This window comes from Bradyrhizobium sp. CCGUVB1N3, from assembly GCF_024199925.1.
Taxonomy (GTDB): Bacteria; Pseudomonadota; Alphaproteobacteria; order Rhizobiales; family Xanthobacteraceae; genus Bradyrhizobium.
On the sequence record NZ_JANADR010000001.1, the window covers coordinates 5924370 to 5940810 of the forward strand.

Here is a 16441-nt window from a genome sequence, read left to right on the forward strand (position 1 = left end):
GATCAGCTGAGCGCCACGTTGACCGCCGATTCCGGCAGCTCCGCATTGAAGCAGCGCTGGTAGAACTCGGCGACCAGGGGACGCTCGAGCTCGTCGCACTTGTTGAGGAAGGTGACGCGGAAGGCGAAGCCGATATCGCCGAAGATGTCGGCGTTCTCGGCCCAGGTGATCACCGTGCGCGGGCTCATCACCGTCGACAGATCGCCATTGGCGAACGCGTTGCGGGTGAGATCGGCAAGGCGAACCATCTTGTTGACGATGTCGCGGCCTTCCTGGGTGCGATAGTGCTTGGCCTTCGCCAGCACGATCTCGACTTCCTCGTCATGGCCGAGATAGTTGAGCGTGGTGACGATCGACCAGCGGTCCATCTGGCCCTGGTTGATCTGCTGGGTGCCGTGATAGAGGCCCGAGGTGTCGCCGAGGCCGACCGTGTTCGCGGTCGAGAACAGGCGGAACGCCGGATGCGGCTTGATCACCTTGTTCTGGTCGAGCAACGTCAGGCGGCCGGAGACCTCCAGCACGCGCTGGATCACGAACATCACGTCCGGGCGGCCGGCGTCGTATTCGTCGAACACCAGCGCGACGTTGTGCTGAAGCGCCCAGGGCAAGATGCCGTCGCGGAATTCGGTGACCTGCTTGCCATCCTTGACCACGATCGAGTCCTTGCCGACGAGGTCGATACGGCTGATGTGGCTGTCGAGGTTGACGCGCACGCAGGGCCAGTTGAGCCTAGCTGCGACCTGCTCGATATGGGTGGATTTGCCGGTGCCGTGATAGCCCGTCACCATGACGCGGCGGTTCTTGGCGAAGCCTGCGAGGATCGCGAGCGTGGTGGCGCGGTCGAAACGGTAATCGGCATCGACTTCGGGCACGTGAGGATCGACTTCGGAATAGGCCGGCACTTCGAGATCGCTGTCGATCCCGAAAACCTGGCGCACCGACACCTTCATGTCGGGCATACCGTTGACTTCCTCAACTTTGGACAGGGCGGCGGTCGTCATTCATCCTCCGAGGCCCCGGGCGGTCCCGAGACCAGTTATTTGCACTTTGGCTGCGGCTGGGTGCAGTTGCGAACCTATCAGAGACGAGAGGCCGGCAGAAGCCCGCGCCCCAATCAAAGTTCCGTTGTCTTTTCATTTAGATAGGCAAGGAACGCGATTTTTGGAAGGCTGCCCTGCGAATCACGCCGAAATTCCGTGCTCGCCAAGCGCCTCGCCCCCGCTTTGGCACTTTGGCCGCCCTGCCCTACTTATGTAAGGTCTGAACCCGAATGCTCCTGCCCGACACAGAGACGACGTGACTTCCATCCTCGATCCCTTCATCGCGTTTGTCTCGGCCCATGCGTGGCTGGCCTATCTGACCCTGTTCCTGGCGGCGCTGCTGGAAGCCGTTCCGGTGGTGGGCTCGGTGGTGCCCGGCTCGACCATCATCCTGGCGCTGAGCGCCCTGGTTCCGGGCGGCGAGCTGAAACTGCAATGGGTGCTGCTGGCGGCCGCCTTCGGCGCGGTCCTCGGTGACGGCTCGGCCTATTGGATCGGGCACAAGCAGCAGCGCGAGATCCTCAACACCTGGCCCCTGACCAACTATCCCCGCGTGGTCGAGGAGAGCGAGACCTTCTTCCGCCGTTTCGGCACCTGGGCGGTGTTCTTCGCCCGCTTTGTCCCACCAATCCGGGCGTTCGTGCCGGTCACGGCCGGCGCGCTCGGCATGACGCCTTCGCGCTTCTACACTGTGAACATCCCCGCGATCCTGGTCTGGGCCCCGGCCCATGTGCTGCCCGGCGTGCTCGCGATCACGGCGCTGCATGAATATGCCGGGTTGCCGCACCATGAGCATGTCGGCAAGCACATCTGGATGTTCACCGTCACCGGCGTCGCGATCATTCTGGGCCTCGCGATCTGGACCATCCGCCGGAGGCATGGCAGCGGAGCCGCGCCGGCGAAGCCGGGGGGTTAGCTCTGTTGCGTAACCAAGCGCTCCACCCCTCATCCTGAGGAGCGCGGAACGCGCGTCTCGAAGGATGGCCACGGGCGAGAGCCGGGCCTCCATGGTTCGAGACGCGCGTTCCGCGCTCCTCACCATGAGGATCTAGTGACTCAGCAAGACTAGCTACGTGTTTCCCCGCCCGTCATCCTCCGCCCCGGCGCTGGCCCGACATAGCGTGCCCGCGGGCGGATCAACCTTCCGTGCTGCAACTGCTCGCTGGCATGCGCGATCCAGCCGACGCTGCGCGCCATCGCGAACAGTGCAAGCTCGCTGCCGGCCGGGAGGCGCAGGGCGTGCACCAGCACGGCGAGCGCATAGTCGATGTTGACGAGCTCGCCGGTCGCCTCCGCAATCCGCTCCGGCACTTCGCGGGTGAATTTGCGCGGCGCGCCGGCCCGCGCCAATGCGTTGAGCAGCGACTGCGCGCGCGGATCGCCACGCTTGTAGACGCCATGGCCGAAGCCGGCAAAATGCTCGCCGAGCGCGACGCGCTCGCGCACCATCGGCTCGACATCGCGATCCACCAGCGTCTTCACGAGCTGCGAGGCCAGCACGCCGGCGCCGCCATGTTTTGGACCTTTCAGCGCGGCGAGGCCGGCGATGACGGCATCATAGAGATTGAGGCCGGTCGAGGCGGCGCAGCGCGCGGTGAAGGTCGAGGCATTCAATTCGTGCTCGGCGAGCAGCACCAGCGCGCGGCGGATGAGATCGGCGGCATGCTTGTTGCCGGGTGCCCAGGCGTCGGCGATCTGCTGGTGCAGCGGCGCGGCCGAGGACTCGGCATTGAGCATGGTCGCAACCAGCAGCCGGACGATGCGGGCTCCGACCATCGCACGGCCGTCTGGCGCGCGGGTGAAGGCGCGGGGATCGGCGCTCGCGGCAAGCGCCAGCACCGCGATGGCGCGGTCGATCGGCGCGGCGCGGCGTGCGGCCTCCGCGATCGCACGCATCTCGCCGGAGACGTGGGGGCAATTGTCCGATGCAAAGGGATCGACGCCGGAGACGTCCCAGAGCAGCGTCGCGGCATGCTCCAGCGTGTCCCGCTCGGCAAGATCGACGCAGTTCACCCCGCGATAGATCGCGCCCTCCTCGGTGATGGTCGCGATCTCCGTATCCATCACCGGCAGGTCGGCGTCGAAGCTGCGCAGGCCGCGCGGCTCGGGCGACGGGGCGCGGCGCTCCTTCAGGCTGCGGACGTCCTCGGCGCGGTAGCGGTTCTTGCGCGAATCCGCCGTCGGCTCGGAGCGGATCAGACCGCGGCTGACATAGGCATAGAGGGTCGCCGGCGAGATCGCGAGCTCGGCCGCGGCTTCGCGGGCGGAGAGGTAGAGCTCCTCGGAATTTTTCATATTGATTTATGTAATCAAGATTGATCAATCTGTCGAGAGGCCTGACCTTTCTCCTGATGAAAGGAGACAGGTCATGAACATCCACCTCACCAAAAGCCAGATCGGGCTGGACGGGGTTCCCGCCGCCGAAACCGTGCTCAGCCATGTCGACGGCGAGCGCGGCGCGTTGATCATCGCCGGCGAGCATGTCGGCACGCTGGCAAGCCAGTCGAGCTTCGAGGGCGTCACCGCAAGGCTCTGGAACGGGGCGAGTCACAGCACGCTCAACGAAGCCAATGTGCGGGCGAGCCTCGGGCTTGCACGCGAACGCGCCTTTGCGCGGCTGCCGGATCTTTTGCCGGCAACCCGCGGCATGGGCATCGTCGACGGGTTTCGCGCGGCGGTCGCTGGCTTGCGCGCCGAGAACGGGCTGGAGCACGAGGCGACCATTGTCGGCGCCTTTCCGGTGATTGCCGGCGCGCTGGTGCGGCGCGCAAAAGGCCTCGATCCGGTCGCGCCGGATACGAATGCGAGCCACGCCGCCGACACGCTGAAAATGCTGCGTGGCGCCGCGCCCGAGCCGCGCGAGGTCGCTGCGCTCGACGCCTATCTCGTCACCGTCTGCGATCACGGCATGAACGCATCGACCTTCGCCACGCGCGTGGTGGCTTCCACACAAGCCGATCTCTTCGCCGCCGTCACCGCCGGCTATTGCGCGCTGACCGGACCGCTGCATGGCGGCGCGCCGGAGCCGGTGCTGGAGATGTTGGATGCGATCGGCTCGCGCGAACGTATCCAGCCATGGGTCGATGCAGCACTTAAGCGCGGCGAACGGCTGATGGGTTTTGGCCATCGCGTCTATCGCGTGCGCGATCCGCGCGCCGACGTGCTGAAGGCCGCGATCGAGCGGCTTGCCGCCGACGGCGCCGACCTGCCGTTTGCCGGCGAGGTCGAGGCCTATATCCGCGCCGCGCTGCGCAAGAAGAACCCGGATCGTCCGCTGGAGACCAATGTCGAGTTCTTCACCGCGATCCTGCTCGATGCCCTCGCGATCCCGCGACAGGCCTTCACGCCGATCTTCGCCGTGGCGCGCGCCGCAGGCTGGACCGCACATGCGCTCGAGCATCGCCGGACAGGACGGCTGATCCGACCGAGCTCGTCGTATGTTGGGGCGATGCCGAAGGAGTGAGGCGATTAACGTTCCGTAGGAGCACGACGGCGGAGCCATTCACTCCGCCGTCGTCCCGGCGAAGGCCGGGACCCATAACCCCAGGGAGTGGTCGTGGCGCGAGACTGGTAACCACGAGTCTTCGCCAAATACTCCCTGGGGGTATGGGTCCCGGATCTGCGCTACGCTTGTCCGGGACGACGCCAGAGAATGCGGCGGCAGCTACGACAAGAGGAGGCCTACGCCTCCCTCACCACCGTCTTCAGATAATTATACGCCTTGATGATCTCGATCAGGCGGTCTTCGGTGGAACGGTCACCGCCGTTCGCATCCGGGTGGTGCTGCTTCACCAGCGCCTTGTACTTGGTCTTGACGTCGGCGAGCGTGGCGTCGGGGCCGAGCCCCATGACCTGAAGCGCCTTGCGCTCGGCGTTCATCACCTTGCGTGTTTCAGCCTTGGGCTGGGCCTCCGGCCCGCGCCGCCAGTTGGCGCGGCCGTTGATCTCGCTGAACATGCTGAACGGATCGAAGGCGCCATCGATCTCGGCTTCCGCCCCCTTCTTGACGCCGCCATTGGCGCCCATCTTCCAGGTCGGACGGTGGCCGGTGAGCGCATCCTTCTGGTAGCGCGCGACGGCATCGGCATTCATGCCGGAGAAGAAATTGTAATTCTGGTTGTACTCGCGCACGTGATCCAGGCAGAAGTGCCAATACTCGCGCGAATTTTCGCGGCCCTTCGGCGCGCGATGGCTGCCCTTGTTCTGGCAGCCGGTCCATTCGCAAGCGACCACGGTCTCGCGCGGCTTGGCTTCTGGCTTCGCACCCCTCGGCTTGACGCGGATGGAGTCGAAGAATTTTGATGAATCGATCGGCATGACTAACTTTGACTACGCAATGCAAAAACCTTCAAGTCTTGACATTGCGAATGGCGTAGAAGCACGGGAACTAAAGTAACGCGATCGCGCGACTTAATGGCTCACACGACAGGCAACGACATGGCTACACAAGACACTATCAGCAACAAGTTGCGCGAAGCTTTCTCGCCGGACAGCCTGCAAGTGGTCGATGAATCACATTTGCATGAAGGCCATGCGGGCCACCGGGCGGGCGGCGAGACGCATTTCCGCGTTTATATCGTGTCTGATGCCTTCAAAGGGAAGAGCCGGGTCGAGCGTCACCGCATGATTAATTCGACGCTGGCCGCGGAACTCTCCGGTGGCGTGCACGCCCTCGCCATCCACGCGCAGGCGCCGGGGGAAGGTTGATTGCTTCTTCACCCTCCCCTGGAGGGGTCCGAGACGAGCGTAGCTCGCTCGTGGGTCGCTGCGCATGAAGCGAAGCGCAATGCGCAGCGGGGTGGGGTGACGGTCTCTCCGCGTCGAACACCGCCCGTGTTGAGAGATCACCCCACCCCGCTCGCGCTACGCGCGATCGACCCTCCCCCTCCAGGGGAGGGTAAGCACTCAAAACGACGTCCCGGCCCGCCTCGGCTTGGCCTCCTCCACCTCCGCCTCGCGCGGCACCGGTGAAATACGGAGTGCGGTGATGCGGTTGCGCTCGCGGCGCAGCACGCGGAAGCGGAAGCCGTGGAACGTAAAACTCTGGCCGCGGTCCGGGATCGAACGGGCCTCGTGAATGACGAGGCCGGCAACCGTCGTCGCCTCTCCATCAGGCAGGCGCCAGTCCATGGCGCGGTTGAGATCGCGGATCGGCACCGAGCCGTCGACCACGACCGAGCCGTCAGGCTGGGCGCGCACGCCCGCCACCACGACGTCGTGCTCGTCGGAGATATCGCCGACGATCTCTTCCAGAATGTCTTCCAGCGTCACAAGACCTTCAACTTCGCCGTACTCGTCGACGACGAGCGCGAAATGGGTCTTGCGGCGGCGGAACGCCTTAAGCTGCTCGGAGACGGTGCGCATCTCCGGCACGAACCAGGGCGGCAGCGCGATGGTCGAGGCGTCGATGCGCGAGGTGTCGCCTTCGGAGGCGCGAATGGCGCGCAACAGGTCCTTGGCGTGCAGCACGCCGATGATGTTTTCGGGCTTGTCGCGCCACAGCGGGATGCGGGTGTATTCGGTCGCCAGCACCTCGCGCACCAGATCCTCCGGCGGCAGGTCGGCGTTGATCATCATCATCTCGGTGCGATGGATCATGACGTCGGAGACCTGAAGCTCCCGCAGGTCCAGGAGGCCGCCGAGCATGTCGCGGTCCTGCTTCTCGACCTTGCCTTCATGGTGCAAGAGATCGACCGCGCCGCGCAGGCGCTCGGTCGGCGACAGGATCGCCTGGTGCTCGCCGGCAAGGCCAAACAGCCGCATCAACAGGCGCACGATGACTTCCACCACCGTCAGCAACGGCCCGAGCACGTACATCGTCAGCCGCATCGGCCGCGCCACGGCGAGCGCGACACGGTCGGGCGCGTTGATGGCGATGGTTTTTGGCAAAACTTCCGCGAAGATCACGACCAGCGCCGTCATCACGCCGGTCGCATAGAGCACGCCGACCTCGCCGAACCAGTTGGTGAAGATACCGGTCGCGATCGCCGAGGCCCCGATATTGGCGATGTTGTTGCCGAGCAGCAGCGCGCCGATCAGCCGCTCGCGCATGTCGAGCAACCGCGACACGACGTCGGCCTCGCGATGACCCTGCCTGGACAGCCGCAGCATGCTGGCGCGCGAGGCGCCGGTCAGCGCGGTCTCGCTCGCGGCGAAGAACGCCGAGACCAAGAGGCAGAAGACGACGATGGAGAATCCGAGCCAGTCCATGACCCAACCGCCGATGTCAGTTGCTCATCACGCCTTGCGCGCGAGCTTGTTTTGCAGGTTTTCTTGCAGGAAGTCGCGCACCAGCGACGGTTCGACGTCTTTTGCGATCACGGCGCGCCCGATAGCCTCAAGCAGGATGAAGGTGAGCTTGCCGCGCTTGACCTTCTTGTCCTGCGCCATCAGCGCCAGCAGCGCGTCGGCATCGGCGAGCCCTTCCTGCGCGAAGCCGGCGATGTCCTGGAGCCGCGTCGGCAGCCCTGCTTCCGCGAGGTGGCGTTCGACGCGCGCCGAATCGGCGGCACCGATCATGCCGAGCCTTGCGGAAAACTCCGCCGCCAGCACCATGCCGATGGACACACCCTCGCCGTGGAACAGCCGGTCGGAGAAGCCGGTGGCGGCTTCCAGCGCGTGACCAAAGGTGTGGCCGAGATTGAGCAGCGCGCGCTCGCCGGTCTCGCGCTCGTCACGCGAGACGACGCCCGCCTTGGCGCGGCAGGAGGTCGCAATCGCATGCTCGCGCGCCGAGCCGCCCTTGAAGATGTCGGCGTGGTTCTTCTCCAGCCAGGTGAAGAAGGCCTCGTCGCCGAGCACGCCATATTTGGCGACCTCGGCATAGCCGGCGCGGAACTGCCGCGGCGACAAGGTGTCGAGCACGGCGGTGTCGGCAATGACGAGCACCGGCTGGTGGAAGGCGCCGAGCAGATTCTTGCCCTGTGGCGAGTTGATGCCGGTCTTGCCGCCGACGGATGAATCAACCTGCGCCAGCAGCGAGGTCGGCACCTGCACGAAATCGACGCCACGGCGCAGGATCGCAGCGGCAAAGCCGGCGAGATCGCCGACCACGCCGCCACCGAGCGCGATGACGAGATCGTTGCGCTCGATCTTGGCCGCAATCAGCGCCTCGCTGACCTTTTCGAGCCCGGCATAGGTTTTGGAAATCTCGCCTTCCTCGACGACGATGCGCGAGGTCGGAACGCCCGCGGCCGCGAGCGAGGCTTCAGTCGGCTCCAGCCAATGTTTTGCGACGGTGCGGTCCGTGACGATCGCGGTGCGCACGCCGGGGCGCAAGCGCGCGACACGCGCGCCGAGCGAAGCCAGCACGTCGCGGCCGATGATGATGTCGTAGGCGCGCTCGCCGAGCGCGACGTCGACGATAACAGGATCTGAATGTTTCAACGGCGCGGTCATCTGGCGGCACTCGCTACATCGTCAGGTGGGCCGCCGCAAAGATAGATGCGCAGCGTCTCGAGGCACTCTTCCACGATCCGGTCATGCGGCACGTCGCGCGAGGAGATCGTGAGGTCGGCGTTCTGGTAGACCGGCTCGCGCTCGCTCAGCAGCCGGGTCACCGTCCCCTCAGGATCCGGGGTCTGCAGCAGCGGGCGATCGGCCCGGCGGCGCACCCGCCGCATGATGATGTCATGATCGGCCCTGAGCCAGATCGAGACCGCCTTGGCCGCGATGCGCGCCCGCGTCTCCTCGCGCATGAAGGCGCCGCCGCCGGTGGCGAGCACCAGCGGGCCGCCGTCCAGGAGGCGCGCGATCACCCGCGTCTCACCGTCGCGGAAGTAAGGCTCGCCATGGCGCTCGAAGATTTCCGGTATGGTCATGCCCGCGGCCGCCTCGATCTCGGTGTCGGCATCGACGAAAGGCAGCTTGAGCCGGGCCGCGAGCCGCCGGCCGATGGTGGATTTGCCGACCCCCATCATGCCGACCAGCACGATCGAGCGGCCCGCAAGCGCCGACAGGATGTCGGGCTCGGGCGAGCTTGGGGCTGGCATGGCGGCGTCGGACATGGATCTCGCTCAATCTGCCGCCAAAGGCGGCATGTCGGGCCACCTATACGACCCCGAACGGGCCCTCGCCAGAGACTCTTGCCACGAAACGGCGAACATGTTGGATGATTTCATTGGTTAATTCGCCCCGACGAGACCCCTACCGAGACCTCGCCCGATGCCCAGCCTGTTCCGCTTCCTGACGGTCGTCGCCGTGCTCGCCGGTATCGTCTATGGCGTGATCTTCGCGCTGGCGAATTTCGTCAGCCCCAAGTCGCGGGAAATGACGGTGACCATCCCGCCTGACAAATTTCTCAAGAAATAGCGGCTAGCCTAGAAGGCATGCCCGCAAAACCCTCCGATACCCAACTGACCGGCCTGTTCCTCGACATGCTCGCGGCGGAACAGGGCGCCGGCGCCAACACGCTCGACGCCTACCGGCGCGACCTCACCGACTTCTCCGACTTCCTCGGCCACAAGGGCGAGGATTTCATTGGCGCGGACACGCAAGGCTTGCGCGACTATCTCGCCGATCTCGATACGCGCGGGTTCAAATCGACCAGCGTCGCCCGCCGCCTGTCGGCGATGCGGCACCTGTTTCGCTTCCTGCTCAACGAGCGGATCCGCAGCGACGATCCCGCCGCGATCCTGTCGGGACCGAAGCGCGGCCGCGGCCTGCCAAAGGTGCTGTCGATTGCCGACGTCGATCGCATGCTGAGGCGCGCCAAGGAGCTGAGCGAGGCGGCGGACGCTTCGTCCTCGCAGCGGCTGCGCAGCTTGCGGCTCTATTGCCTGCTGGAAGTGCTCTACGCCACGGGCCTGCGCGTCTCCGAGCTGGTGTCGCTGCCGCGCTCGGCCGCAAAACGCGACGCGCGCATGATCGTGGTGCGCGGCAAGGGCAACAAGGAGCGCCTGGTGCCGCTCAACGAGGCCGCGCGTCAGGCGATGGCGGATTATCTCGCCGCGACGGACGCGGCCAAAGGCGACACCAAGGGCGACGGCAAAGGGGACGGCAGGTCGAGCAAGAAAGGCAGCCTCGCCGCCTCGAAATGGCTGTTTCCCTCCTTCGGCGAGAGCGGCCACCTGACGCGGCAGCATTTTGCCCGCGACCTGAAGGAGCTCGCTGTCGCCTCCGGCCTTCAGGCGCGCCTCGTTTCACCCCACGTGCTTCGCCACGCCTTCGCCAGCCACCTCCTGCACAACGGCGCCGACTTGCGCATCGTGCAGACCCTGCTCGGCCACACCGACATCTCGACGACGCAGATCTACACCCATGTGGTGGAGGAGCGGCTGAAGAGCCTGGTGCGCGACCTGCACCCGCTGGCGGAGAAATAAGGTCTCGTGCCCCGGACGCGGGGCAGCACGACAGTGATGCGCCGCAGAGCCGGGGCCCAGACTGCTTGCTAGGTCTCGGCTCTGCGCAGCAGCGTACTGGACGATGCTTCGCATCGCCAGGACACGCTGCAGCGCGTCCGGGACGCGAAGATCTCGCCCGACCGTTAACACCATCCGCCTTGACTTCGGCCGTTTCTCCGCAGAAAGAGCCGTCTCCTGCCCGTGATTTGGCGCGCTGCGTCGGTGTGCACAAGCCAACTCATTGAAGAAGCTACACTTCTATCCGCGGCCCCAAATCCGTTTCGCCTCCTCGCCCCGTCCTCCTTATATTGAACCGATGCCAGACCACATGCGCAGCTATCTCGATTTCGAAAAGCCCGTCGCCGAGCTCGATTCCAAGCTCGACGAATTGCGCGCGCTCTCGGCCTCCGGCACCGATATCGCCGAGGAGGTCGGCAAGATCGAGGACAAGGCCGGGCAGGCGCTCGCCGACCTCTATGCGAATTTGACGCCATGGCAGAAGACGCTGGTCGCGCGTCACCCGCAGCGGCCGCACTTCTCCGACTTCATCAAGGGCCTGGTCACGGAATTCACCCCGCTCGCCGGCGACCGCAAGTACGGCGAGGACGAGGCGCTGGTCGCAGGCTTCGGCCGCTTCCGCGGCGAGGCGATCTGCGTGATGGGCCAGGAAAAGGGCGATTCCACCGAGAGCCGCATCAAGCACAATTTCGGCATGGCGCGGCCTGAAGGCTATCGCAAAGCGGTCCGGCTGATGGAGATGGCCGAGCGCTTTGGCCTGCCCGTGCTGTCGATCGTCGATTCTGCCGGCGCCTATCCCGGCATCGGCGCGGAGGAGCGCGGACAGGCCGAAGCCATTGCGCGCTCGACGGACGCCTGCCTGTCGCTGGGCGTGCCGAACGTTGCGATCATCACCGGCGAGGGCATGTCGGGCGGCGCGATCGCGATCACCACCGCAAACCGCGTCCTGATGCTGGAGCACGCGATCTACAGCGTGATCTCGCCGGAGGCCGCCTCCTCGATCCTCTGGCGCGACGGCACCAAGGCCCAGGAAGCCGCCAACAGCATGAAGATCACGGCCCAGGACATGCTGCGCTTCGGCGTCATCGACAGCATTTTGAAGGAGCCGGTCGGCGGCGCCCATCGCGACGCGGCCGCCATGATCGCCACCACCGGCGAGGCGATCGAGCAGGCCTTCAATGAGCTGCGCAACCTGGACGCCGACGCCATCCGTAAGCAGCGCCGGCAGAAATTCCTCGAAATCGGCCGGAAACTGGGGTGATTCCGCGCATTTTGGCGCCGTAGGGTGGGCAAAGCGAAGCGTGCCCACCATTGCCAACCACATGGACGGATAGAATGGTGGGCACGGCGCGCGAAGGGCGCGCCTTTGCCCACCCTACACAACTAAAGGAGCGCTGCGCTGCGTCCGGGGCACGAGAGATCGCCCGAAATGGCCCACTAACACCCGATTAACCCTTTCTTCGCCCGAATCGGCGATCCCGGCCGTAATTAGGCCGTTACGCCCTGATTTAGTCTTTGTTGACCATCCCTATGGGGCAACGGGCTCGTGATCCGCGCTTGGGTTGCGACGGTTTGGCCCAGAGGGTAAGATTTTAATCAATGGCTTCAGGGCATAAGCGCTGGGGCTTGGTCTGCAAAAAACCCGTCAATCGCGGGTCCGGATCGCCGGTCAGGCCATGCTCCAGAAGTGGGGTTTTCGCTGACATGCCCGGTGAGTATGGGGTCCGTCTTGATTTCTAGCTCGCTAGCACGCGCGCTTTTGACGTCGGTTGCGCTTGTCGCCAGCGTGCTGCTGGCCGGCTGCGACACCGACCAGGTTTCGCTCGCGACCAACGCCAAGGCCAACCAGCCCGTCTCGCCGAAGCTTCTCGCCGCGATGACCGAGAAGGACATGGATCTGCAATCGCCGATCCTGGTCCGCCTGTTCAAGCAGGAGGCCGAGCTCGAGGTCTGGAAGCAGACCCGCTCCGGCCAGTTCGCGCTGCTCAAGACCTATCCGATCTGCCGCTGGTCGGGTGATCTCGGGCCGAAGGTGCGCGAAGGCGACCGCCAGGCGCCCGAGGGGTTTTACTCGATCAACCCCAGCCAGATGAATCCGCAGTCGGCCTATTATCTCTCGTTCAACACCGGCTATCCCAATGCGTTCGACCGCGCGCTCGGCCGGTCCGGCTCGCAGCTGATGGTGCACGGCGACTGCTCCTCGCGCGGCTGCTACGCGATGACGGACGAGCAGATCGCGGAGATCTATTCGCTCGGGCGCGAATCCTTCTTCGGCGGTCAGAAGGCGTTCCAGTTCCAGGCCTATCCGTTCCGGATGACGCCGGTGAACATGGCCAAGCACCGCAACAATCCGAACATGGCCTTCTGGAAGATGATCAAGGAAGGCAATGATCATTTCGAGGTGACGCGACAGGAGCCGAAGGTTGACTTCTGCGAGAAGAAATACGTCTTCGACGCCTCCAAGACGCCGGGTGCCACGCGCGATCCGGTGTTCGATGCCTCCGCAAAGTGCCCCGCCTATGTGATTCCTGAAGACGTCGCGAACGCGGTGCGCGAGAAGCAGGAGAAGGACGAGGCGGAATACGCAAGACTCGTCTCTCGCGGAACGCCGGTTGCGCGCATGAACACCGGCATCGACGGCGGCATGAACAAGGTGTTCGCTGCGAAGATTCCGGAGGGCTCGACCGGCCTGTCCGAGGGCGCCGAAGGCTCGACGCTCCAGATGCTTGCGATGTCGAAGGCGCCCGGCACGATCCCCGGCTCGGTCAATCCGCCGAGGCCGAATCTCGAGCCTGTCGCCGCAAGCCCGCAGAGCGAGCCGGTCGTCGCCGTCCCATCGCAGGCCAGCAACACCCGCGTCGCCGCCGCCGCGCCGGCTGATAAGTCCCAAGACAATTCGCAAGGCGGCGGCTTCTTCTCCGGCCTTGCCCGCAAGATGGGCATGGGTAGTGCCGACACCACGGCAACCGCATCGCCGCCGCCGGCTACCACCGCTTCGGCAACTCCGCCCACGGCGGCATCCCGGCTGAAGGCCGCGGTGACCCGGTTTGTGCCGGGACACGGCACGGCCAAGGACGCCAGCAAGGACGCGCCCAAGGAAACAGCCAAGGAAGCGGCCAAGCCGGTCGCAGCCGCCAAACCCGCCGATCCGAAGCCCGATACGCGCGTCGCCGCATCACGCCCGCCGCTGAAGCCCTCAGTGTCGGATAGCGCGGCTGCTGCCGGCAGCAAAGACGCGCAGCTCGCAGGCGCTGCGCCGGTGATGTCGTCGAACTCGTTCGACAGCCGGTTCGGGGCGGTGAAGTAAAGCGGCGTCTTCCCTCGTCGCGGCCAGCAACACATTCGGCCGTCATTCCCCGCGAAAGCGGGGAATCCAGTATTCCAGAGACAGCGCGAGGATACGGCGGCGTACTGGGTCGCCCGGTCCCGGCTACGCCATGGCTTCGCCGGGCAGGCAAGCCGGGCGACGACTCGCTGAGTGCGCGCACCGCCTTTTCCCGCCCGACAGGTTGGGGGGCACCCGAAATTCCCTACGGCGCCAGATATCGCAGCAGCTCCGGATTGCCCCTCACCTCCCCCGCCGCGCCTTGCAGCGCGACGCGGCCGCGGTCCAGCACGTAGGCGTAGTCGGCGACGCGGAGCGCGAGGTCGAGGTGCTGCTCGACGATGATGACGGCGATCTGCTTGGCAAGCTCGATCAGGCGCTCGGTGATCTCCTCGATGACGCCGATCCAGACGCCCTCGGTCGGCTCGTCTAGCAGCAGCAGCTTTGGATCGCCCAGCATGGCGCGGCCGATGGCGAGCATCTTGCGCTCGCCGCCGGAGAGCGTGCCGGCGGGCTGGTCGAGGCGCTGGCCGAGCTTCGGGAAGATGGTCAGCACGCGGTCGACGGCAGAGGAGTCCTTGGCTGCGAGCGAACCCACGGCGAGATTGTCTCGGACCGACAGGCGGGCGAACACCGAATGCTCCTGCGGCACGTAGCCGATGCCGGCGCGCACGCGCTCTTGGGTCGCGCGGCGGCTGATGTCGCGACCGTCGAAGGCGACCTCGCCCTTCCACGCCGGCAGCTCGCCGACGATGGTCTTCATCAGCGTGGTCTTGCCGGCGCCGTTGCGGCCGAGCACGGCGACGCCGCCGCGCCAGGGAATGCCGAGGCTGACGTCGAACAGCACCTGGCTGCGGCCATAGCCGGCGTCGAGATGCTTGATATCGAGAAATTCTTGCTCAGGCACGGCGCAGATAAATCTCCTGGACGGATTTGTTGGCCTGGATCTCGGACACCGTGCCGGATGCCAGCACCTTGCCCTGGTCGAGCACGGTGAGGCGGTCGCAGATGTCGCGGATGAAATCGAGATCGTGCTCGACGATGACGAGCGAGCAGTGATTTTTGATCGGCTGCAAGAGTTCGCCGGTGACGCGGCGCTCCTCGAGGCTCATGCCGCCCGTGGGCTCATCGAGCAGCAGAAGCCGCGGTCGGCCGGCGAGCGCCATCGCGATCTCCAGCCATTGCTGCTGACCGTGCGACAGCGTCGCCGCCGCATCGAAGGCGCGGTTCGCAAGACGGAACTGCGTCAGCATCGCCATGACCTGGTCGTGCAGCGCACCACGCGTGCGCGAGAACACGAGATCGAACAGCGAAGACTGAGCCTGCAGCGCGAGCAAGATGTTGTCGTAGAGCGTGAGCGTCGGCAGCACGCTCGTGATCTGGAATTTCAGGCTCATGCCGGCCCGCGCGCGCTCGGTCGGCGTGAACGCGGTGATGTCGGCGTTGACGAAACAGACCTTGCCCTGCGTCGGCACTTCGGCGCCCGCGATGCATTTCATCAGCGTGCTCTTGCCCGAGCCGTTCGGCCCGATCAGGCCGTGAAACTCGTTCTCGCCGACGGTGAGCGCAGCACCGTCGAGCGCGGTGAGCTTGCCGAAAATCTTGGTGATGCCCGCAGCTTCAAGAAGCGGCATTGCGCTTCTCCTTCAGCTTCGCACCAAAGCTGCCGACGCGCTCGCGCTCCCCTAACACGAAGCTGATCAGGCCGAGGGGGCGGAACAGGATGACGAGCAGCAGCAGCACGCCCAGGATGATCGGCCAGATGTCGCGATAATTGTCCGACAGCCAGAAGCTGACGCCTTCGATGATGACGGTGCCGATGACGGCGCCGATCAGCGTGCCGGAGCCGCCGAACAGCACGTAGAGCACGACCTGGGTGGAGACGACGACGCCGACCATGTTGGGCCAGACAAAACCCTCGTGAAAGGCATAGAGGCTGCCGGCAAGGCCCGCGATGGTGCCGCCGACCGCGAACACGATGGCCTTGAGATGCTGCGCCTTGTAACCGAAGAAGGCGATGCGCTGCTCGTTCTCGCGCAGGCCCGCAAGCGCCAGGCCGAATTGCGAGCGAACCAGGAAGCGGCACAGGAGGTAGGCGACGACGAGAATGCCGAGCGTGAGATAGTAAAAGACCGGTCCTTCCGAGAATTCGTAGGAGCCGAGCGTCATCGGCGAGATCGAGGGGATGCCGTTCTGGCCGCCGAGATAATACCAGCCGCGCGCCAGGCGATCGGCGGCGTAGGAGCCGGTCAAGGTGCCGAGCGCGACGAAGATCACGCTCGAGGGATGCCGGCCGAGCAGCAGGAAGCCGCCGAGCAGCAGCGCGAAGGTGAGGCCGATGATCGTGCCCGCGGGCAGCACCAGGAAGATGTTGGTGATGTCGAGGTCGCGCGCCAGCAGCGCCACGCCGTAGCCGGCCGAGCCGAAGAACAGGGCCTGGCCAAAGCTCATGATGCCGGCATAGCCCCAGACGAGGTCGAACGACAGCGCGAACAGCGCCAGGATGATGACGCGGGTCGCGAACACCGTGAGATAATCCTGGAGCACGAACGGCGCGATGAGCGCCGCGAGCAGCACAAGGCCCTCGACGATCGGCAGGACCTTTCGTCCCGAGGCTGCCTGCCGCGCTTCGCTTTCAGCCATCGCACCGTCCGGTTCGTCGCCGACATCGGCGTCGATGGCTTCTCTTACCACACTCATCGACTTCAGCATTCCGT

At 65.5% G+C, this 16441-nt stretch carries 16 protein-coding genes; 7 read left to right on the forward strand and 9 right to left on the reverse strand.

Annotation, left to right across the window (positions count from 1 at the left end):
- Positions 1-2 precede the first annotated feature (2 nt).
- Positions 3-959, reverse strand: coding sequence for a cobaltochelatase subunit CobS (gene cobS / locus NLM33_RS28285; protein ID WP_371930141.1), 957 nt, complete (start codon positions 957-959; stop codon positions 3-5).
- A gap of 337 nt (positions 960-1296) precedes the next feature.
- Between cobS and NLM33_RS28290 the strand changes: the two genes are divergently transcribed.
- On the forward strand, positions 1297-1956 hold the full coding sequence (locus tag NLM33_RS28290) for a DedA family protein (RefSeq protein ID WP_254100964.1): 660 nt from the start codon (positions 1297-1299) through the stop codon (positions 1954-1956).
- A gap of 149 nt (positions 1957-2105) precedes the next feature.
- Here the strand turns inward: NLM33_RS28290 and NLM33_RS28295 are convergent, their stop codons facing one another.
- On the reverse strand, positions 2106-3335 hold the full coding sequence (locus NLM33_RS28295; RefSeq protein ID WP_254100966.1) for a citrate synthase family protein: 1230 nt from the start codon (positions 3333-3335) through the stop codon (positions 2106-2108).
- Positions 3336-3408: 73 nt separating this feature from the next.
- Between NLM33_RS28295 and NLM33_RS28300 the strand changes: the two genes are divergently transcribed.
- Complete coding sequence (locus NLM33_RS28300; RefSeq protein ID WP_254100969.1) at positions 3409-4503, forward strand: citrate synthase/methylcitrate synthase; 1095 nt, start codon at positions 3409-3411, stop codon at positions 4501-4503.
- Positions 4504-4721: 218 nt separating this feature from the next.
- Here the strand turns inward: NLM33_RS28300 and NLM33_RS28305 are convergent, their stop codons facing one another.
- On the reverse strand, positions 4722-5357 hold the full coding sequence (locus NLM33_RS28305; RefSeq protein WP_254100971.1) for a J domain-containing protein: 636 nt from the start codon (positions 5355-5357) through the stop codon (positions 4722-4724).
- A gap of 120 nt (positions 5358-5477) precedes the next feature.
- Here NLM33_RS28305 and NLM33_RS28310 point away from each other — a divergent pair, with 120 nt between their 5' ends.
- A complete protein-coding gene (locus NLM33_RS28310; protein WP_254100973.1) occupies positions 5478-5747 on the forward strand; it encodes a BolA family transcriptional regulator in 270 nt (89 codons plus the stop codon).
- A gap of 198 nt (positions 5748-5945) precedes the next feature.
- Here the strand turns inward: NLM33_RS28310 and NLM33_RS28315 are convergent, their stop codons facing one another.
- From NLM33_RS28315 to NLM33_RS28325, 3 genes are read right to left on the reverse strand one after another with little or no spacing between them, the layout of a single operon-like run.
- Positions 5946-7250, reverse strand: coding sequence for an HlyC/CorC family transporter (locus NLM33_RS28315; protein ID WP_254100975.1), 1305 nt, complete (start codon positions 7248-7250; stop codon positions 5946-5948).
- 27 nt (positions 7251-7277) lie between these two features.
- Complete coding sequence (gene aroB / locus NLM33_RS28320) at positions 7278-8438, reverse strand: 3-dehydroquinate synthase (RefSeq protein WP_254100977.1); 1161 nt, start codon at positions 8436-8438, stop codon at positions 7278-7280.
- Complete coding sequence (locus NLM33_RS28325; protein WP_254100979.1) at positions 8435-9046, reverse strand: shikimate kinase; 612 nt, start codon at positions 9044-9046, stop codon at positions 8435-8437. Before NLM33_RS28325 ends, aroB begins: the two co-directional genes overlap by 4 nt.
- A gap of 157 nt (positions 9047-9203) precedes the next feature.
- On the opposite strand from NLM33_RS28325, the gene NLM33_RS28330 reads away from it, so the two are divergent.
- The 4 genes from NLM33_RS28330 to NLM33_RS28345 all read left to right on the forward strand — a co-directional run bounded on the left by NLM33_RS28330 (position 9204) and on the right by NLM33_RS28345 (position 13706).
- The gene (locus NLM33_RS28330) at positions 9204-9350 is read left to right on the forward strand and encodes a histidine kinase (RefSeq protein WP_254100981.1); all 147 of its coding nucleotides are present in this window, start codon (positions 9204-9206) and stop codon (positions 9348-9350) included.
- A gap of 17 nt (positions 9351-9367) precedes the next feature.
- A complete protein-coding gene (gene xerD / locus NLM33_RS28335; RefSeq protein ID WP_254100983.1) occupies positions 9368-10360 on the forward strand; it encodes a site-specific tyrosine recombinase XerD in 993 nt (330 codons plus the stop codon).
- A 337-nt stretch (positions 10361-10697) separates the two neighbouring features.
- Positions 10698-11660, forward strand: coding sequence for an acetyl-CoA carboxylase carboxyltransferase subunit alpha (locus tag NLM33_RS28340; RefSeq protein ID WP_254100985.1), 963 nt, complete (start codon positions 10698-10700; stop codon positions 11658-11660).
- A 456-nt stretch (positions 11661-12116) separates the two neighbouring features.
- Positions 12117-13706 carry a L,D-transpeptidase family protein gene (locus tag NLM33_RS28345; protein ID WP_254105904.1) on the forward strand — a complete coding sequence of 530 codons (1590 nt, stop codon included), beginning with the start codon at positions 12117-12119 and terminating at the stop codon, positions 13704-13706.
- A 223-nt stretch (positions 13707-13929) separates the two neighbouring features.
- On the opposite strand, the gene NLM33_RS28350 is transcribed toward NLM33_RS28345, so the two are convergent.
- Genes NLM33_RS28350 through NLM33_RS28360 form a run of 3 tightly spaced genes read right to left on the reverse strand, consistent with a single transcriptional unit; the run spans position 13930 to position 16436 of the window.
- Complete coding sequence (locus NLM33_RS28350; RefSeq protein ID WP_254100987.1) at positions 13930-14631, reverse strand: ABC transporter ATP-binding protein; 702 nt, start codon at positions 14629-14631, stop codon at positions 13930-13932.
- On the reverse strand, positions 14624-15358 hold the full coding sequence (locus tag NLM33_RS28355; protein WP_254100990.1) for an ABC transporter ATP-binding protein: 735 nt from the start codon (positions 15356-15358) through the stop codon (positions 14624-14626). The genes NLM33_RS28350 and NLM33_RS28355 overlap by 8 nt, the downstream gene beginning before the upstream one ends.
- Positions 15345-16436 carry a branched-chain amino acid ABC transporter permease gene (locus tag NLM33_RS28360; RefSeq protein WP_254100991.1) on the reverse strand — a complete coding sequence of 364 codons (1092 nt, stop codon included), beginning with the start codon at positions 16434-16436 and terminating at the stop codon, positions 15345-15347. Before NLM33_RS28360 ends, NLM33_RS28355 begins: the two co-directional genes overlap by 14 nt.
- Positions 16437-16441: the final 5 nt, after the last annotated feature.

What these genes read in the sequence shown, in the direction of transcription:
- cobS (WP_371930141.1), bottom strand. Translation starts at nt 959, where the DNA reads ATGCCCGACATGAAGGTGTCGGTGCGCCAGGTTTTCGGGATCGACAGC.
- NLM33_RS28355 (WP_254100990.1), bottom strand. Translation starts at nt 15,358, where the DNA reads ATGCCGCTTCTTGAAGCTGCGGGCATCACCAAGATTTTCGGCAAGCTC.
- NLM33_RS28345 (WP_254105904.1), top strand. Translation starts at nt 12,117, where the DNA reads ATGGGGTCCGTCTTGATTTCTAGCTCGCTAGCACGCGCGCTTTTGACG.
- NLM33_RS28330 (WP_254100981.1), top strand. Translation starts at nt 9,204, where the DNA reads ATGCCCAGCCTGTTCCGCTTCCTGACGGTCGTCGCCGTGCTCGCCGGT.
- xerD (WP_254100983.1), top strand. Translation starts at nt 9,368, where the DNA reads ATGCCCGCAAAACCCTCCGATACCCAACTGACCGGCCTGTTCCTCGAC.
- NLM33_RS28305 (WP_254100971.1), bottom strand. Translation starts at nt 5,357, where the DNA reads ATGCCGATCGATTCATCAAAATTCTTCGACTCCATCCGCGTCAAGCCG.
- NLM33_RS28300 (WP_254100969.1), top strand. Translation starts at nt 3,409, where the DNA reads ATGAACATCCACCTCACCAAAAGCCAGATCGGGCTGGACGGGGTTCCC.
- NLM33_RS28325 (WP_254100979.1), bottom strand. Translation starts at nt 9,046, where the DNA reads ATGTCCGACGCCGCCATGCCAGCCCCAAGCTCGCCCGAGCCCGACATC.
- NLM33_RS28360 (WP_254100991.1), bottom strand. Translation starts at nt 16,436, where the DNA reads ATGCTGAAGTCGATGAGTGTGGTAAGAGAAGCCATCGACGCCGATGTC.
- NLM33_RS28295 (WP_254100966.1), bottom strand. Translation starts at nt 3,335, where the DNA reads ATGAAAAATTCCGAGGAGCTCTACCTCTCCGCCCGCGAAGCCGCGGCC.
- NLM33_RS28340 (WP_254100985.1), top strand. Translation starts at nt 10,698, where the DNA reads ATGCCAGACCACATGCGCAGCTATCTCGATTTCGAAAAGCCCGTCGCC.
- aroB (WP_254100977.1), bottom strand. Translation starts at nt 8,438, where the DNA reads ATGACCGCGCCGTTGAAACATTCAGATCCTGTTATCGTCGACGTCGCG.
- NLM33_RS28310 (WP_254100973.1), top strand. Translation starts at nt 5,478, where the DNA reads ATGGCTACACAAGACACTATCAGCAACAAGTTGCGCGAAGCTTTCTCG.
- NLM33_RS28315 (WP_254100975.1), bottom strand. Translation starts at nt 7,250, where the DNA reads ATGGACTGGCTCGGATTCTCCATCGTCGTCTTCTGCCTCTTGGTCTCG.